At 67.7% G+C, this 13,164-nt stretch carries 15 protein-coding genes and 4 pseudogenes; 8 read left to right on the forward strand and 11 right to left on the reverse strand.

Annotated features, from left to right (window positions below):
• The 5 genes and pseudogenes from ADL25_RS46415 to ADL25_RS23745 all read right to left on the reverse strand — a co-directional run.
• Positions 1-104 (reverse strand): annotated as a pseudogene (locus tag ADL25_RS46415) (MerR family transcriptional regulator); the annotation flags it as partial.
• Between the two features lie 72 nt (positions 105-176).
• Positions 177-908 (reverse strand): hypothetical protein, encoded by a 732-nt coding sequence (locus ADL25_RS50705; protein ID WP_234381012.1) that lies wholly within the window; start codon positions 906-908, stop codon positions 177-179.
• 891 nt (positions 909-1,799) lie between these two features.
• Complete coding sequence (locus ADL25_RS23740; protein ID WP_059129834.1) at positions 1,800-2,114, reverse strand: helix-turn-helix domain-containing protein; 315 nt, start codon at positions 2,112-2,114, stop codon at positions 1,800-1,802.
• The gene (locus ADL25_RS52245; RefSeq protein WP_402523807.1) at positions 2,111-2,269 is read right to left on the reverse strand and encodes a hypothetical protein; all 159 of its coding nucleotides are present in this window, start codon (positions 2,267-2,269) and stop codon (positions 2,111-2,113) included. The genes ADL25_RS23740 and ADL25_RS52245 overlap by 4 nt, the downstream gene beginning before the upstream one ends.
• Entirely contained in the window at positions 2,212-2,805 is a 594-nt protein-coding gene (locus tag ADL25_RS23745; RefSeq protein ID WP_234381013.1) for a hypothetical protein, read from the reverse strand. The genes ADL25_RS52245 and ADL25_RS23745 overlap by 58 nt, the downstream gene beginning before the upstream one ends.
• Positions 2,806-2,912: 107 nt before the next feature.
• On the opposite strand from ADL25_RS23745, the pseudogene ADL25_RS23750 reads away from it, so the two are divergent.
• Positions 2,913-3,017, forward strand: a pseudogene (locus ADL25_RS23750) (AAA family ATPase); the annotation flags it as partial.
• Between the two features lie 72 nt (positions 3,018-3,089).
• On the opposite strand, the gene ADL25_RS23755 reads toward ADL25_RS23750, so the two are convergent.
• On the reverse strand, positions 3,090-3,389 hold the full coding sequence (locus tag ADL25_RS23755; protein WP_234381014.1) for a hypothetical protein: 300 nt from the start codon (positions 3,387-3,389) through the stop codon (positions 3,090-3,092).
• Between the two features lie 850 nt (positions 3,390-4,239).
• Entirely contained in the window at positions 4,240-4,623 is a 384-nt protein-coding gene (locus ADL25_RS23760) for a hypothetical protein (protein WP_234381015.1), read from the reverse strand.
• 238 nt (positions 4,624-4,861) lie between these two features.
• Between ADL25_RS23760 and ADL25_RS46425 the strand changes: the two are divergent.
• A pseudogene (locus ADL25_RS46425) lies at positions 4,862-5,170 on the forward strand (transposase); the annotation flags it as partial.
• Positions 5,171-5,477: 307 nt separating this feature from the next.
• Here ADL25_RS46425 and ADL25_RS23765 read toward each other — a convergent pair.
• Positions 5,478-6,965, reverse strand: a complete 1,488-nt coding sequence (locus ADL25_RS23765; protein ID WP_059129836.1) for an MFS transporter — start codon at positions 6,963-6,965, stop codon at positions 5,478-5,480.
• A 167-nt stretch (positions 6,966-7,132) separates the two neighbouring features.
• Here ADL25_RS23765 and ADL25_RS23770 point away from each other — a divergent pair, with 167 nt between their 5' ends.
• The 4 genes and pseudogenes from ADL25_RS23770 (at position 7,133) to ADL25_RS50715 (ending at position 10,486) form a co-directional block, all read left to right on the forward strand.
• Entirely contained in the window at positions 7,133-8,035 is a 903-nt protein-coding gene (locus ADL25_RS23770) for a LysR family transcriptional regulator (RefSeq protein WP_063805726.1), read from the forward strand.
• Positions 8,036-8,307: 272 nt separating this feature from the next.
• Positions 8,308-9,204: an alpha/beta fold hydrolase gene (locus ADL25_RS23775; protein WP_059129899.1), complete on the forward strand. Its 897-nt coding sequence runs from the start codon at positions 8,308-8,310 to the stop codon at positions 9,202-9,204.
• Between the two features lie 464 nt (positions 9,205-9,668).
• Positions 9,669-10,124: pseudogene (locus tag ADL25_RS50710) on the forward strand (ATP-dependent DNA ligase); the annotation flags it as partial.
• A 146-nt stretch (positions 10,125-10,270) separates the two neighbouring features.
• Positions 10,271-10,486 carry a hypothetical protein gene (locus tag ADL25_RS50715; protein WP_234381018.1) on the forward strand — a complete coding sequence of 72 codons (216 nt, stop codon included), beginning with the start codon at positions 10,271-10,273 and terminating at the stop codon, positions 10,484-10,486.
• Positions 10,487-10,740: 254 nt separating this feature from the next.
• Here the strand turns inward: ADL25_RS50715 and ADL25_RS23785 are convergent, their stop codons facing one another.
• From ADL25_RS23785 to ADL25_RS23800, 3 genes are all read right to left on the reverse strand, one after another.
• Entirely contained in the window at positions 10,741-11,094 is a 354-nt protein-coding gene (locus tag ADL25_RS23785; protein WP_059129838.1) for a DUF6233 domain-containing protein, read from the reverse strand.
• A 540-nt stretch (positions 11,095-11,634) separates the two neighbouring features.
• Positions 11,635-11,817 (reverse strand): hypothetical protein, encoded by a 183-nt coding sequence (locus ADL25_RS23795; protein ID WP_181922946.1) that lies wholly within the window; start codon positions 11,815-11,817, stop codon positions 11,635-11,637.
• Positions 11,818-12,038: 221 nt separating this feature from the next.
• Positions 12,039-12,425, reverse strand: coding sequence for a hypothetical protein (locus ADL25_RS23800; RefSeq protein WP_059129840.1), 387 nt, complete (start codon positions 12,423-12,425; stop codon positions 12,039-12,041).
• A 110-nt stretch (positions 12,426-12,535) separates the two neighbouring features.
• On the opposite strand from ADL25_RS23800, the gene ADL25_RS49095 reads away from it, so the two are divergent.
• Together ADL25_RS49095 and ADL25_RS50720 are read left to right on the forward strand one after the other, a co-directional pair.
• Positions 12,536-12,691: a hypothetical protein gene (locus ADL25_RS49095; RefSeq protein ID WP_159044983.1), complete on the forward strand. Its 156-nt coding sequence runs from the start codon at positions 12,536-12,538 to the stop codon at positions 12,689-12,691.
• Between the two features lie 30 nt (positions 12,692-12,721).
• Positions 12,722-13,033 carry a hypothetical protein gene (locus tag ADL25_RS50720; protein ID WP_234381016.1) on the forward strand — a complete coding sequence of 104 codons (312 nt, stop codon included), beginning with the start codon at positions 12,722-12,724 and terminating at the stop codon, positions 13,031-13,033.
• The last annotated feature ends 131 nt before the right edge of the window (positions 13,034-13,164 follow it).

Genomic DNA, 13,164 nt, shown 5'->3' on the forward strand with positions numbered 1-13,164 from the left:
TCGAGCTGGTCTTCGAGGATGACGATGCGGCAGGCGGCCTCGATGGGGGTGCCCTGGTCGACGAGTTCGCGGGCGCGGGCGGCGATGCGCAGCTGGTAGTTCGACTGGCTGATCACGATCTTCGAAGATCGGGCCCCTGGCGTCCTGCGGCTTCAGTTACCACCAATGCCCGGTCTTCACCGCTCCGGCAAACGGCCCGCATCGACGTGGTCTGCGAGATAGATCAGGGTGCCTTCGGGGTCCATGCCGAAGGCTACGGCGACGAGTTTGGGATCCATGGTGCTGACCAGGTCGAGCAGTCGAGTGCAGCGGATCATGCGGGGCGGGAAGCCGCAGGCATCGAGGACGTGGCTGACATAGGCGGTGGACGCCGGTCCCCGGCCGGGCTTCGTCTGACGGGTGACCATCACGTGGGGATTTTCGGTCCGCTGGGCCTCGCGGTGAGCCAGACAGCGTTCCAGCACTGCCCAGGACGCCGGATCCAGGGCGACCGGATGCGGGCGGTCGCCGAGCCGGGTGGTCCGGGCATGAGGGTCGAGGTCAGAGGCCTGCAGCATCTTGACCTCGCGACTTGAGGCGCCGTGCAACAGCGCGAGCATGCCCAGCAGGGCCTCGTGCGGGTGGACGGCTGGACCGGTGGTCCAGCGGCGGAACAAAACGCGTTGCTGGTCCAGTGTCAGCGTCGCTCCGGTGAAGCCGCTGGGACCTCGGGCGGTCAGAGCGTGAGAGGGATCGACGAGCACGATTCTCCGAGAACGCGCGAAACGGAAGAACTGCCCGAGCACGACCAGCCGACGCTTGCGTGCCTTGGGCGAGCCGACGAGGACGGCTTCGACATCGTAGACGTCGGTCAGCGCCCAGTCCCGCTTGCCGCGTCCGCTGGCGAGGAAGCGGGCGAGGTCACGCATGATGGCCAGGGCCGCCTCGACGGTCGCATCGCTGCGAGTTGTTCCGGCCCGGCGGGCCCTCTCACCGAGTGCATCATGAAGGCGGCGAACGCCTCCACCGATGGCCGCAGACTCTCGGGGACGGCATCGATACGATGCTGTCGGCGGCCTGCCGCGAGCCGCTCGGCCTGATCCGTTGCCATGGCCATGCCGTGACCGGTGAAGAAGGTCTCCAGCGCGCGGGCGAGGGAGCCCATCGAGCGTCCGGAACGACGAGAGCGTTCAAGCAGAGCCTGCGGGTGGTTGGGCTGGTCATCCAGGAGGAGTCGCCCCAGGGCAGTGATCATCGTGCAGGCGCGACTGACGCAGTGCCTGGCGGTGAGATCGGTGGTGAAGTCCCGCGGCCAGTCCGGAGGTTGTCCGAGTTCGGTCTCGACCCGGACGAAGGGCCGGTCGGGGTGACGCTGCCAGCAGGCTGAGCACAGTCCCAGCCCGGCATGGCGCCGCACCCGGCCGCATTAGCGGCAGGTCCGGGGCGGCTGTTTGGTCTGGAGAGGACGCGAGCAATGGCCGCACCAGCCGGTGTCCTCGCGCAGATAGCCGGGCCGATCGCATCGAGGACAAGGCGTCTTGGCCGCGTCGCGTTCCGTCTTGCGCTTGCAGTCACGGCACAACGTTGATGTCTTGTCTCTCACTGGGTGACCACAGGAAGTGCACACGCGTGAGCAGGTGATGCACCGGCCGGTGTCCTCCTGGAGGACGCGCTGCTGGCCGCAGCGGGGGCAAGTGGCCCTGGCTGCGGTCTCTTTCTGCCGGGCTGTGCAGCGGCAGCAGTACTGGCGGGCGATGAAGCCGACCGGGGCTCCGCAGCCGATGCAGTCGCTCTGTCTGACGCCCACGTTGTCGCCCGAGTCAGAGCGGCGGCATCGAACGGCCGCGGGCAGAGGCCGCTTGGGGCAGGTCAGCGACTGGCCGGGGTGGCGCGGCAGGACGCTCGGCGGAAGTGGTGTCGACCTCGAACAGGTCGTTGGGAGTGCATTCCAGCGCGGTGCACAACGCGATCAAGGTGGACATCTTCACCTGTGAGGGCTCCTTGGTGAACAGCGCGGACACCGAGGCGGAGGACATCTGCAGACCGGCGCGTTCGGCCAGAAGCCGCCGGAGCTGGGTGCCGGTCCACACCTCACGCTGGGCGGCGGCCATGCGCAGGCGCCATCGGATCTTCATGCGGGGTTGCCCTCCTCGACGGTGAGTTCGCCCAGCGTGGTGGTCACCGCGCGGCGATAGGCGTCCTCGATGCACGTCGCGGACGGCCGGACGTATCTCATGGTTGAGCTGACCGTCCAGTGACCGAGGAGTTGCTGGATCGCCACGAGGTCCACGCCGCGTTCGTAGTTGTGGGTCGCGCAGGCCCGCCGCAGGCCGCAGGCCCGTATTTACGAGCGGTGGCGATCCGGGACTTGAGGAAGTCGAAGAACTCCGCCACCCGTTCCGGCGTCGGCGGCGGCAGCTGAGCCGGGGAATCGTCCCCGACATGCCGCGCAGCGTTGAACTCGTCCACCGGGCAGACCAGACGGACGCCGAACCCCGCTTCAATCTCAACGGCCTTGCGGACCTGCAGGAACCGGTGGAAGCCCTTGAAGATCTGCGCATACTCGCGCCGGGTCGATGCCGCCCGCCCGGCGAGGGCCAAGTCGCCGACGACGTGGTCGATGTCCTCCGGGGTGACATCCCACGCGGGCCAGCCCAGCGCAGTGAGCGTTCGCTCCAGCAGACCAATGTCGTTCTCGACCGTCACCGGGCTGAACCCGCGGGCCCGCCACGAGGCGACGAACGCCTCGACGCATTCGGCCTGGAACTCCCACGGATCGACAGTCACTGGCTCCAGAAGGACGGCACCGCCCTCGATCACCCGCAACTGGGATGTCACCGGCACACCTTCCTCGCACCTGAACGATCAAGGCAGCACCTGGAAATTCTGAGCGCCACCGTGAAGACCAACGAGGACCGCAGAAGATGGATACGGTCGACCGCCTCACCTTCAACGGCACCATCATCGAGACCGGCACCGACTCCTACCGCCTCGCCAGCACCCGAGCCCGAGCCGAGGAGTCGGCCAAAGCCAGCTGACCTGCGCTCGTCCGCTTTCAGAGTCCGTCGTCCCGGCGGCGGACTGACGACTCAATGAACGAGGGATCTGCCTCATTGTTCAGCGTGGTCGTCGTTCTGCTCGACGGCATCCATGAACTGATCGTGCACTGGCAGCTCACGCCCCCTACCTGGACTCGTCAGGACGATCGTCTTCGCCTCGCCTAGGGCTTTGGGACCCGCCCCAAGCAACTCGCGCGTGATCACCACCGCATCGAGCACCTCGACTCGACGCTCAGTCAGTAGCTGCTGCACAGCAGCCATCCCGCCGTCACCGGTCAGCAGCGGCCGACACTCGTTGACGAGCGCCTCAAGCCGAGCCGTCCTCTCCGGATGCAGCCCACTGATCGCCATGCTGTCGCCCCTCCACCATGCTCAAACTCTTCTGCGATCATCCCTGAAGCCAGCAACATCTTGCGATTGGATTGCCACTGAGTAGCAGGCGCCGCGAAGGTCGAGTGCCGTCATTTCTCGTGAACACCGGCGGGCATGAGGACCGCCAACCGCCTCCCAGACTGCCGAACAAACGCTGTCCTTTGAAGTGAACGAAGCCAAAGGGGCGCCAGCCATGACCCCGCTCATCGGCCTCGTGGTCGAGGAGCCTGGTGCAGTGCTGCGCCCGCAGAAGGTGGCCGCGGAGTAGGCCGCGGATCTGCGCCTCCCTGTCCTCCAACTCCAAGTCGACGTAAAGCTCCGGCTCGTCCAGTTCGGCTTCATCGGAGGGGGCGCCGCTTCCGACTGCGGGTCCGTAGTGGCGTGGGCGGGGAGCTCCCATCCCGTCCGCCATCGACCCAGGCAGAACCGAGCAGACGCGGCCCCTGGCGCTTGGAAGCTCCTATAGATCGTAAAGCAGCCTGTGAGAGGCGTAGCTGTGGGATATTCGTGCAGTGGCGCGCTCCACCTGGACGCCAGGAACCACGCCCGCTTCACGGTGTGTGGGTCGACGGCGTACGGGATGGGAGCCGGGGTGGGTGGTGGACTAGAAGCCGCTTCTTATGATGCTGACGAGTGCTGTGCGGCCTGGGGAAACCCAACTCGTCCAGCAGCACGCTGAAGAGGTCCTCGGCAAAGGTCTCCCGTGAGCTCCGCAACTCCTCAATCCGGCGCTGCTGCGCTGTGGCTGAGATGCCAGCCGATGCGGCCCAAGCGAGGGCTCCTTCCGCGGCGGACGGAACTTCCACGTCGAGCCCCGAGCGCTTGCGCCTCACGGCTTTGTTGAACTCCGGTGTGCCACCCACAGGCTCACGTCGTCCAGGTCCTCTGGTTCCTCGACGAGGAGTGCCGCAGCGTTGTCCAGGTCGAGCCATGCCTGCCAACGCTGCCCGTTGGTTCCCAGCCCAGTCACGAGGGCGAGGTCGCTATCAGAGACGTCGGCGACACAGGCCGGAGTGCCGGTCCATTCGACCAGGGCGGACAGATAGTCGTCTTCCCATAGTCCGTGATCGAACTGGAGGGTCTGCCAGCCGCCCGGTCGTGGCCGCCACGCATGCACGGTGTCCTTCAGCTCCTGATCGATGCTTTCGAACACGGGAGCTTGCAGCAACGGACGCCTGCTACGGGCAAAGACCAGGTGGCCTGAAAATCCCACGGGTTCCTCCTCGGCTGGCACCGACGCAACAGCAGGTTGGTCGACCCCTGCTTCACCGCTGGCTGGCTCAGCGGCAAGGGGGCCTTTGATGTCTGACACCAACGACTGACACCAACAGCGACGAACGAAGCCGGATTAGGACGGACCCCAGCGGCCAGAGCACCAGCGTGACTCAGGGAGTCCTCTGGGTGACAGTGGCCCCGTAATCGACCTGATGAGGATCTCCCGTCACCTCCCCCTCAACCAAGCATGGCTGGAGCTGTCCCTCGCCGCCACCGACCTGCTCGCCTGGACCCAGACCCTGCTGCGGCAAGGAGAGTTGGCCACCGCCGAGCCAAAGAAGTTGCGCTACCGGCTGCTGCACGCAACCTCCCGCATCACTCGCGGCAGCCGTCGCCTTCGCCTCCGGATCGCCGCGACCTGGCCCTGGCGGCACGAACTCATCAACGCGTTCAACCACCTCACGGCACTACCACCCTCAGTTCCTTCACGAACAGTTCGTGGTGCTCAAAGACGGCGTTATAGCTGCATCCGGCGGATGCTGTGAGCTGTCGGATATCGGTGCCCGGTCGGTCACCGCTGGCGTTGAATTGTCCATTCGGGTCTTCCATTCGGTCCGGCGGACATCCGAGCGGGCCGGCCAGATCACCTCTGTCGGCGAAGACAGGCTGCCAGATGGCACCAACCTCGGTGATGCGACTGTTCGCGGAGACGAGGTGTGTGGCGCGTCGACCTTGATGACGGATCCCTCACCCACAGCCGAGCCTGCGTCGCACTCCGAATCGATGACACGCCCCTGGCCCCGCGAACATCTCGCCGGGCAGACGCTGCCGGTCAGGCTGCCGTTGCACCTGTCACTTCGTGTCGAGCTGTGCCTCGGTCGGCGCGGCGGGCGGTCCGTCGGCGTGCTGGTGCTCGGTTTCAACGCGGTGGGGTTTCAAGCTGAGCTGGAGCGCGACGATGATCGCGGCGAGGACTGCGAGACCGGTCGCGATGAGGAACGACAGGCGGTAGCCGTCCACCAGAGAGCTGCTGTGGCCAGAGGTGGCCGCAGCGGCGGTGGCGAGAATCGCGAGGCCGACCGCGGCGCCGGTCTGCTGGCTGGTGGTGAACAGAGCCCCGGCCAGTCCCTGGTCGCCGGCCCGGACTCCGCTGGTGATCGCGATCGACGCGGCCGGCAGGGCGAGCCCGACCCCGGCCGCGGTCAGCACCAGGCCGGGCAGCACCGCTGCCGGGTAGCTGGCCCCGGCGGTGATCTGGGCAAGCCACAGCTGTCCGGCGCCCATACTGGCCAGCCCGGCAAGCAGGAGGCCCCTGATGCTGAACCGGGCCAGCAGGCGACGGGTGCCGAGGGTGGAGACGAGCACGACGGTGGCGGTCGACGGGACCAGCGCCAGGCCGGTCGCCACCGGGCTGAACCCCAGCACCTTCTGCAGGTAGAGCGAGGCGAAGTAGACGTAGCCGGCCAGGATGGCGCCGATCAGCAGCATTGCCGCGATCGCGGCCCGCCGGGCCGGCTCCGCCAGGATCGACAGCGGCAGCATGGGTGCCGCGGACCGCTTCTCCGCGAACACAAATCCCGTGGTCAGAAACACGGCCAGGGCGAGAGTGACGAGGGTGTCGGGCGCGGTGAAGCCGTGCTGCTGCCCGCTGCCGAGCCCGAAGATCAGCGCGGCGATGCCGGTGGTCACCAGCAGTGCCCCGCGCACATCGATGGTGCCGCGACTGCCGAACCCCTTCGCGGCCGGCAGTCGCGGTACCAGCGCGAGCATGATGGCGATGACCGGCGGGTTGATCAGGAACACCGCCCGCCAGCCGAGGTACTGGGTGAGCAGGCCGCCGGCCACGATCCCGGCGGTCGCGCCCGCCGCGGTGGTGGCTTGCCACATCGCCAGCGCCCGGTTACGGGCGGCCCCTTCTGCATTGGTCGTCGTCAGCAGCGACAGCGCGGCCGGGGAGGCCATCGCCCCGGCCGCGCCCTGCACGATCCGGGCGATGATCAGCATGATCGGCCACTGGGCGAGCCCGCAGGCCAGCGACGCGATCCCGAACAGGGCCAGGCCCAGGGCCAGCACCTGCCGCCTGCCGAGCAGGTCCGCCAGGCGGCCACCCGCAAGCAGCAGCGATCCGAACGCAAGCGCGTACCCGGTGACGATCCACTGCAACTCCGCTGCAGGCATGCCCAGCTCCCGCTGGATCGACGGCAGCGCCACGTTCACGATGCTGAAGTCCAGTTGCAGCACGAACTGGGCGGTGCAGATCAGCGAGACGACAAACGCGGTCCGTTGTGAGCCGCTCGCAGCGTGCCGAGGCGTGGCGTCATTCTTCGGGTGGTCTGCCATGGGCGAATCCCCTGTCCTGGCGGTGTTCCTTACTGGTTCGTCGGCGTCAACCACGCCCGCCGGAACTTCGATGGCGGTCCGGCGGCAGCGCGCACAGATAGACTGCATCTGTCTGGCAGATGGAACTGTCCAGATGTGCTGCAATTCAGTCCTAGAGGCGGTGGCCGATGGAACTCAGACAGCTACGTCACTTCCTGGCGTTGGTCGAGGAACGCAGCGTCACTCGCGCCGCCAAGCGCGAACTCATCGTGCAGTCAGGCCTGTCGAACTCGCTCCAGGCCCTCGAACGCGAACTCGGTACGGCCCTCTACGTCCGCGGGACCAGGCCCGTCCGGCTCACTGCGGCCGGCGAGGCTCTGGTGGGCCCGGCCCGCCGGACCGTGACCAGCGCCGCGCAGGCGGAAGAGGCCGTACATCACACCCGTGACGTGCTCATCGGCACACTGCGCCTCGGCGTCTCGCTCTCCGCTCAGCATCTGGTGCCGTTCGCTTCCTATCTCGGCGAGTTCACTCGCGACCATCCCGGCATCGACCTGCGCCTGCACTACGCGCCCGCGCTGACGATGATGTCGATGCTCGGGGCCGGAGAACTGGATTGCGTGATCGGACCCGCGGTCAGCCAGGTCCCGGGCATCCGGATGACCCGCCTGGCGCGAGAGCCGCTGCACCTCGTCTGCCGCGCCGATCATCGCCTGGCGGAGCGCACCGAGGTCAACATCGGACAACTGGCCGACGAGCGGTTCGTCGAGGTACCCCCGGGGTGGACGGCCCGCCTGTTGAGCGACGCCGCGTTCACCGGCGAAGGAATACAGCGCCGCGTCGTCTGTGAGGTCGGCGACTGGGAACTGTTCCTCGAACTGGTCAGCGCAGGCGTCGGTATCGGCTTCGCTCCAGTCGGCCTGCAGTACCCGGTGCTGACCGCACCGGACAGCGTTCTGCGGCTGATCGCGGTCAAGGGCGTGCATCTGGAAAGGCACATCTACCTGATGCTGCCCTCGGCGGGCGAGACCAGCCCGGCAGCTCGGCAGTTCGCCGATCAGCTGCTGCGTATTCACCCCGCGGACAGTTGACCCGGCGCCTGTTGGCCAACGCAGCCCTGTGGACCCAGAAGTGGCGCGGCCGCCGGTGCACCCATGCCGCGACCATCTGATCGTCAGATGGGCTCCATCTGAGACAGGTGCGACGCAGGCGACATCAGCGGCAACGAAGGCGCGGTTGTACCGGGTGAAACTGCCACGCCGACCGTGGACGCCGGGCCAACGGCAGAACAGAGATGCCGCCCCGGAAGATCCGCCACTCGGTCGGCGCCCGCACAGCCGAAGAAAAGAAGGCGGTCGCCGCGATGAACCTCACTGACCACGCCGGAGTCCGGCTCACACACGGAAAGCCCAAAGTCAACGGTGTGGAGATCCACTACGCGATCGGCGGCGTCGGCGAGCCGGTGTTCCTGGTGCACGGCGTACCGAAGACCATGTCGTACTGGCGCCACGTCGTGCCCCTGCTGACCCCGCACTACACCGTCATCGCGGTCGACAACCGAGGCGCCGGCGGCTCCCAGCGTCCCCTGACCGGCTACGACACCGCCACCATGGCCGACGATGTCGTCGAACTGGCCACCCACCTGGGCTTCGACCAGTTCCGCGTCGTCGGCGAGGACTGGGGGGCGGCCATCGCCTACGCCGTTGCCGCCTTCCACCGGCCCCGGGTGCACCAACTGGTCTTCCAGGAAACGCTCCTGCCGGGATTGCCGGCCGGCCCTGGACTGCCGGGCGGCGAGCAAGACCCCTCACTCGCCGCCGACGACGGCCGCACCGGCTGGCACTTCAGCTTCTTCAGCCTGCCGCACATGCCCGAACTGCTGCTGGCCGGACGGGAACGGCCTTTCTGGACGTACTACGCCAGACGTCAGATGTGGGACCCCAGCGCTCTGACCGAGGAGGACATCGACGACATCGTGCACTCTGCCGAGCAGCCGGGCGGCACCAAGGCCATCCTGGAGATGTACCGAGCCCGCCAGACCGACGCCGAACAGAACCGCCCGCATTACGCCGACCCGATCAGTTGCCCGGTCCTGGCCGTCGGCGCTCAGAACTATCTCGGCGACGAAGTATCCAGACAGCTCGCGCAAGTGGCCCGCGACGTCCGCGGCGTCACCATCCCCGCATCCGGACACAACATCGCGCTCGAGAACCCGACCACCCTGGCCCAGGCCTACCTCGACTTCTTCGCAGGCGACTGAGGTTCGGCAAGGCCTCGTGCGGCAACCCCGGGCGCGGGCAGGCCCAGGATAACCAGCAGCCGGTCGATGAGGCGGTGTTCACTGCTCACGTCCAGACCGGTACCCGGACTGCCGCAAGCGGGCAGGAGGCGTGTACGGCAAGCACCAGCGCTCCCTGAACGAGCGGTCGTCGGGGCCTCACCGGGGCATTGAAGGCGGTACGGAATGCGCTGGAGAGCGGCCGTCCCGGGATCAGGTGCTGGCCTTCGGGCCTGCAGAACTCCAACCACGATCCTGACCGTCACGGAATGGATGCTGTTGGTGATCTTCACTCGACCGAGCGAAGATCACCAAAAGCATCACGGCATTGGTACTGGTGGGAAGCATGGTGGTGTCGCCGCGCGGGATCGATGAAGCGGGCGCAAGGTGGGGGTGTGGAGTACCCCGCGTCGCTGGCCTTGGCCCAGCCGGTGACTTCCCCGCCCATGGGGGAGGGGTGGTGGGCGGAGCCAAAATTCGACGGTCACCGGGTGGCCATCTGGCGCTTGCCCGACGCGGTGCGCCTGCATACTCGGGCCGGCCGCGAGGTCACGAGCCAGTGGATGGATCTGGCCGTGCCCGCCATGCAGCTCCGCCCTGCCACGGTCCTGGACGGGGAGGCGGTGGTGTACGTCGGTGGCCGCACCGATTTCGCTGCCGTGCAGGCCCGCAACGCATCGCGTCCGGGCCGCGCTCGAGTGCTCGCTCAGTACCGCCCCGCCTCGTACGCCGCGTTCGACCTCCTGCAGCATCCAGACCACGGAGATGTCCGCAACTTGCCCTGGCTCCGCAGACGCGAGCTTCTGCTCGAGCTCCTGGAGGACCTGGGCCCGCCCTTGCAGGCCGTACCGGCGACTGATGACAGGGACGTCGCAGACCTCTGGTACGAGGTCTTGCGGGATCAGGGCATCGAGGGCCTGATCTGGAAGCACGAGAGCAGCCCGTACCGCGGCAATCGGCGCATCTGGCGGAGGCAGCGGCACGCAGACACCCTCGACGGCACGGTAGTGGGGTTCGCCGGCCGCCTGCCCGCCCTCACCACCTCGCCGTGCGCTTGCCCGATGGCCGCATCGCCCTGTCGCAGCGACTCACGAGCGTCCTCGCCACTCAGATCGACGAGCAGCTGGCCAGCTCGAGCACGATCGGGCGCAGCCGCAGGATCGAGGGTGAGGTGTACCAGATGCTCTCTGGGGACGGTCCGGTCGTCAAGGTGCTGGCGGGGAGTACCCGACACGCGGTGCTGACCGTGGTACGAGCTCGGTGACGCCGTCGCGGTGCGCTCGAGGGATCCCGCGCGCAAGGAAACGGGATCCCTCGAGCGGATACGCCGGTCCACACAGGGAGGGGGACGCGACCAGGCACGCCACCAGGTCCAACGACGCTGGTGGTACGAGGTCACACACGGCTGGGCCCCAGCGGCGCGGGCCGTAGTCACGGCCTGCACGGACTCCCTTCGCCGCGCACGGCGCGAGTCATTAGGGAGGGGGGCGTGAATCCGCGAACTGTCCGCCCAATGCGCTACTCCAGGAAGCCGAGCTCCGTGTCCGGTCGGCAGTGCCAGCATGCCGGTACCTGCTGCCGCAACGCGTCGATAGCCTGCGCCTGCGATACCCCGATGCATCGGCTGCTCTTCCGTACGGTCCAGCAGTCGCCCGCATGTACGGCGACCAGATTCGTCTTCTGCAGGCCGCGCTCGACCACCCACTCAGGCGGAGGCGGTCGCATCTCGTCGGCCTGCTGCTGCCGCACCTCGCGTGCCTCTTCCTGCGCGATCCAGGCGTCGATCTGTGCAATGGCCGCCGTTGCCTGTTGGACGACGACACGGCGCGCGAAGTGCAGTAGATCAAGCTTGGACGGTGCGGAGTCGTTCACGTGTTCGATATTACGGCGTAGGCTTTCCCCTGCCACGTCAGGACCACGGAAGGGCGGGCGCCATGGACGTGGACGAACTCCTACGGCATCACGGCGTCGACACCGACCGGCTCGAACCCGCGCCGCCTTCCCCCTCATGGAAGGAGATGCGGGACCACCTCGCGCTCCTGGCCGGATGCGTGATCTGCGGCGTCACCTGCCACAGCGCCCGGGTGGCCGACACGGGAAGCGGCCCCCGGTTGGTCGGTTCTGCCGAGGCCACACGCCGGGCGTACTGTCCGAACCGGCCGCGCCTACCGTGCTCGTCAGAACGGGTGCCGTTCATGGATGACGCCGGCCGGTACCGCCTCACCCTCAGCACAGAAGACGAGCCGGCCGCGTAGGGCTGGTGGGCCAAGGAATCGACCGCGCGCCGCAAGTTCGCCGGTCTCGTGCACCAGCAGAGCAGCCGAGACGGGGCACGCATCCGTCTCGTCGACACCGAGACAAACGAGGAGCTGGCCGCCTGGTCGAAACGAGAGGCCAGCACCGCGCCGTAGATCAGGCCGACGCCAACTCCGGATGCCGCGCCTGCTTCTTCACGTCTGCCTCGACGTCGTTTCGGGCGGGGTCCTCGTCCTTGGCGTACTTGGTGATCGCCAACTGAACGTCGGCCGCGCGGCCACGCCAGACGCGCCACGCCTCCTCGTACACCTCGGTCTGCTGCTCAGTCCACGGCCCCACGGTCGGACGCCCGTACTCGTCCCGGGCCGTGCTCGGCGCCCACCCAGCAACGGATCCGGCACTGCGGCGGACCCTCGGAGCTGGGGGCCGCGCCGACGAAAAGCCGCCCCACCTCTCCCCCTGACGCACCACAAGCCCCTGACGGCCCGCTAGGGGTTCTCCGGCGTCACAGTCGTGCCGGTACCTGTGGGCGCCAGATGGTAGGCATGGCACGACATGGCTCACCAGTGGGGTGGCAGGGTCAGGCCAGCAGGAAGAGGCGCCCCGCTCGCCGGAACCAGGCCAGGTGGTGCCTCGCCGCTGACAGTGCCGAAGCTGACTGCTGCGCCGGAGAACTGAGCACTGTCGAAGTCAATCGCTGCGCCGGAGAACCGCGCCATGCTGAAGTCGACCAAGCCGCTGCCGAACCGGGCACCCGCGAAGTCGACCGTGCCGTCGGAGAATCGACCACTCTCGAAGGACACCGTGCTGCCGGAGGAGACGGCGCTGGAGTAGTCGACCGTGCCGCCCCGGAACCCGGCGCGGTTGAAGGCGACAGCGCCGCCGGAGAACTGGCTGCTGACGAAGGCAACGGTTCCGGCGGCGAAGTGGTCGGAGGAGAAGTCCACTGTGCAGCCAGAGAACGCCGCGCCGGATAGATCCACTTCACTGCCCGTGAACCGAGCGACTTTGAAGTTGACCGCGCCTCCGGCGAACTGTGCGTCGTTGAGAGGGCCTGGTGACCACGGCGCTACCCGCCGAGGAACTGCGCGATCTGATGATTCTGCTGTCCCTGAGCAACACCCCGCTCATCCCCGCCGTGGGCTCGGACATCGACCGTGAACGCCGCCGCGCCACCATCGTCGCCACGGCCACCGCGATCCTGCGGGCCTGACTCCCGACTCCCTCTGCATCGGAGCCTCCTGTGAACGTCGTCGTATTCGGTGCGTCCGGCATGGTCGGACACGGCGTGCTGCGTGCCTGCCTGCTGGACCCCTCGGTCACTCGTGTCCTGGTGGTGGTCCGCAGTCCGCTCGGCATCACCCACCCCAAACTGCAGGAGATCGTCCATCACGACTTCACCGACCTGTCCGCCCGCACGGAGCAACTGACCGGGCTGGACGCCTGCTTCTACTGCCTGGGCATCTCCTCCGCCGGCCGCAGCGAAGCCGCGTACACCCGCATCACCCACGACTTCACCCTCGCCGCGACCCTTCCGCGAACAACCCCGGACTGACCTTCACCTACGTCTCCGGCGAGGGCACCGACAGCAGCGAGAGCGGCCGCACCATGTGGGCCCGCGTCAAGGAACGCACCGAGAACGCGCTGCTCGCCCTGCCGATGAACGCCTACATGTTCCGTCCGGGG

Source organism: Streptomyces sp. NRRL F-5122, from assembly GCF_001507435.1.
Classification (GTDB): Bacteria; Actinomycetota; Actinomycetes; order Streptomycetales; family Streptomycetaceae; genus Streptomyces; species Streptomyces lannensis.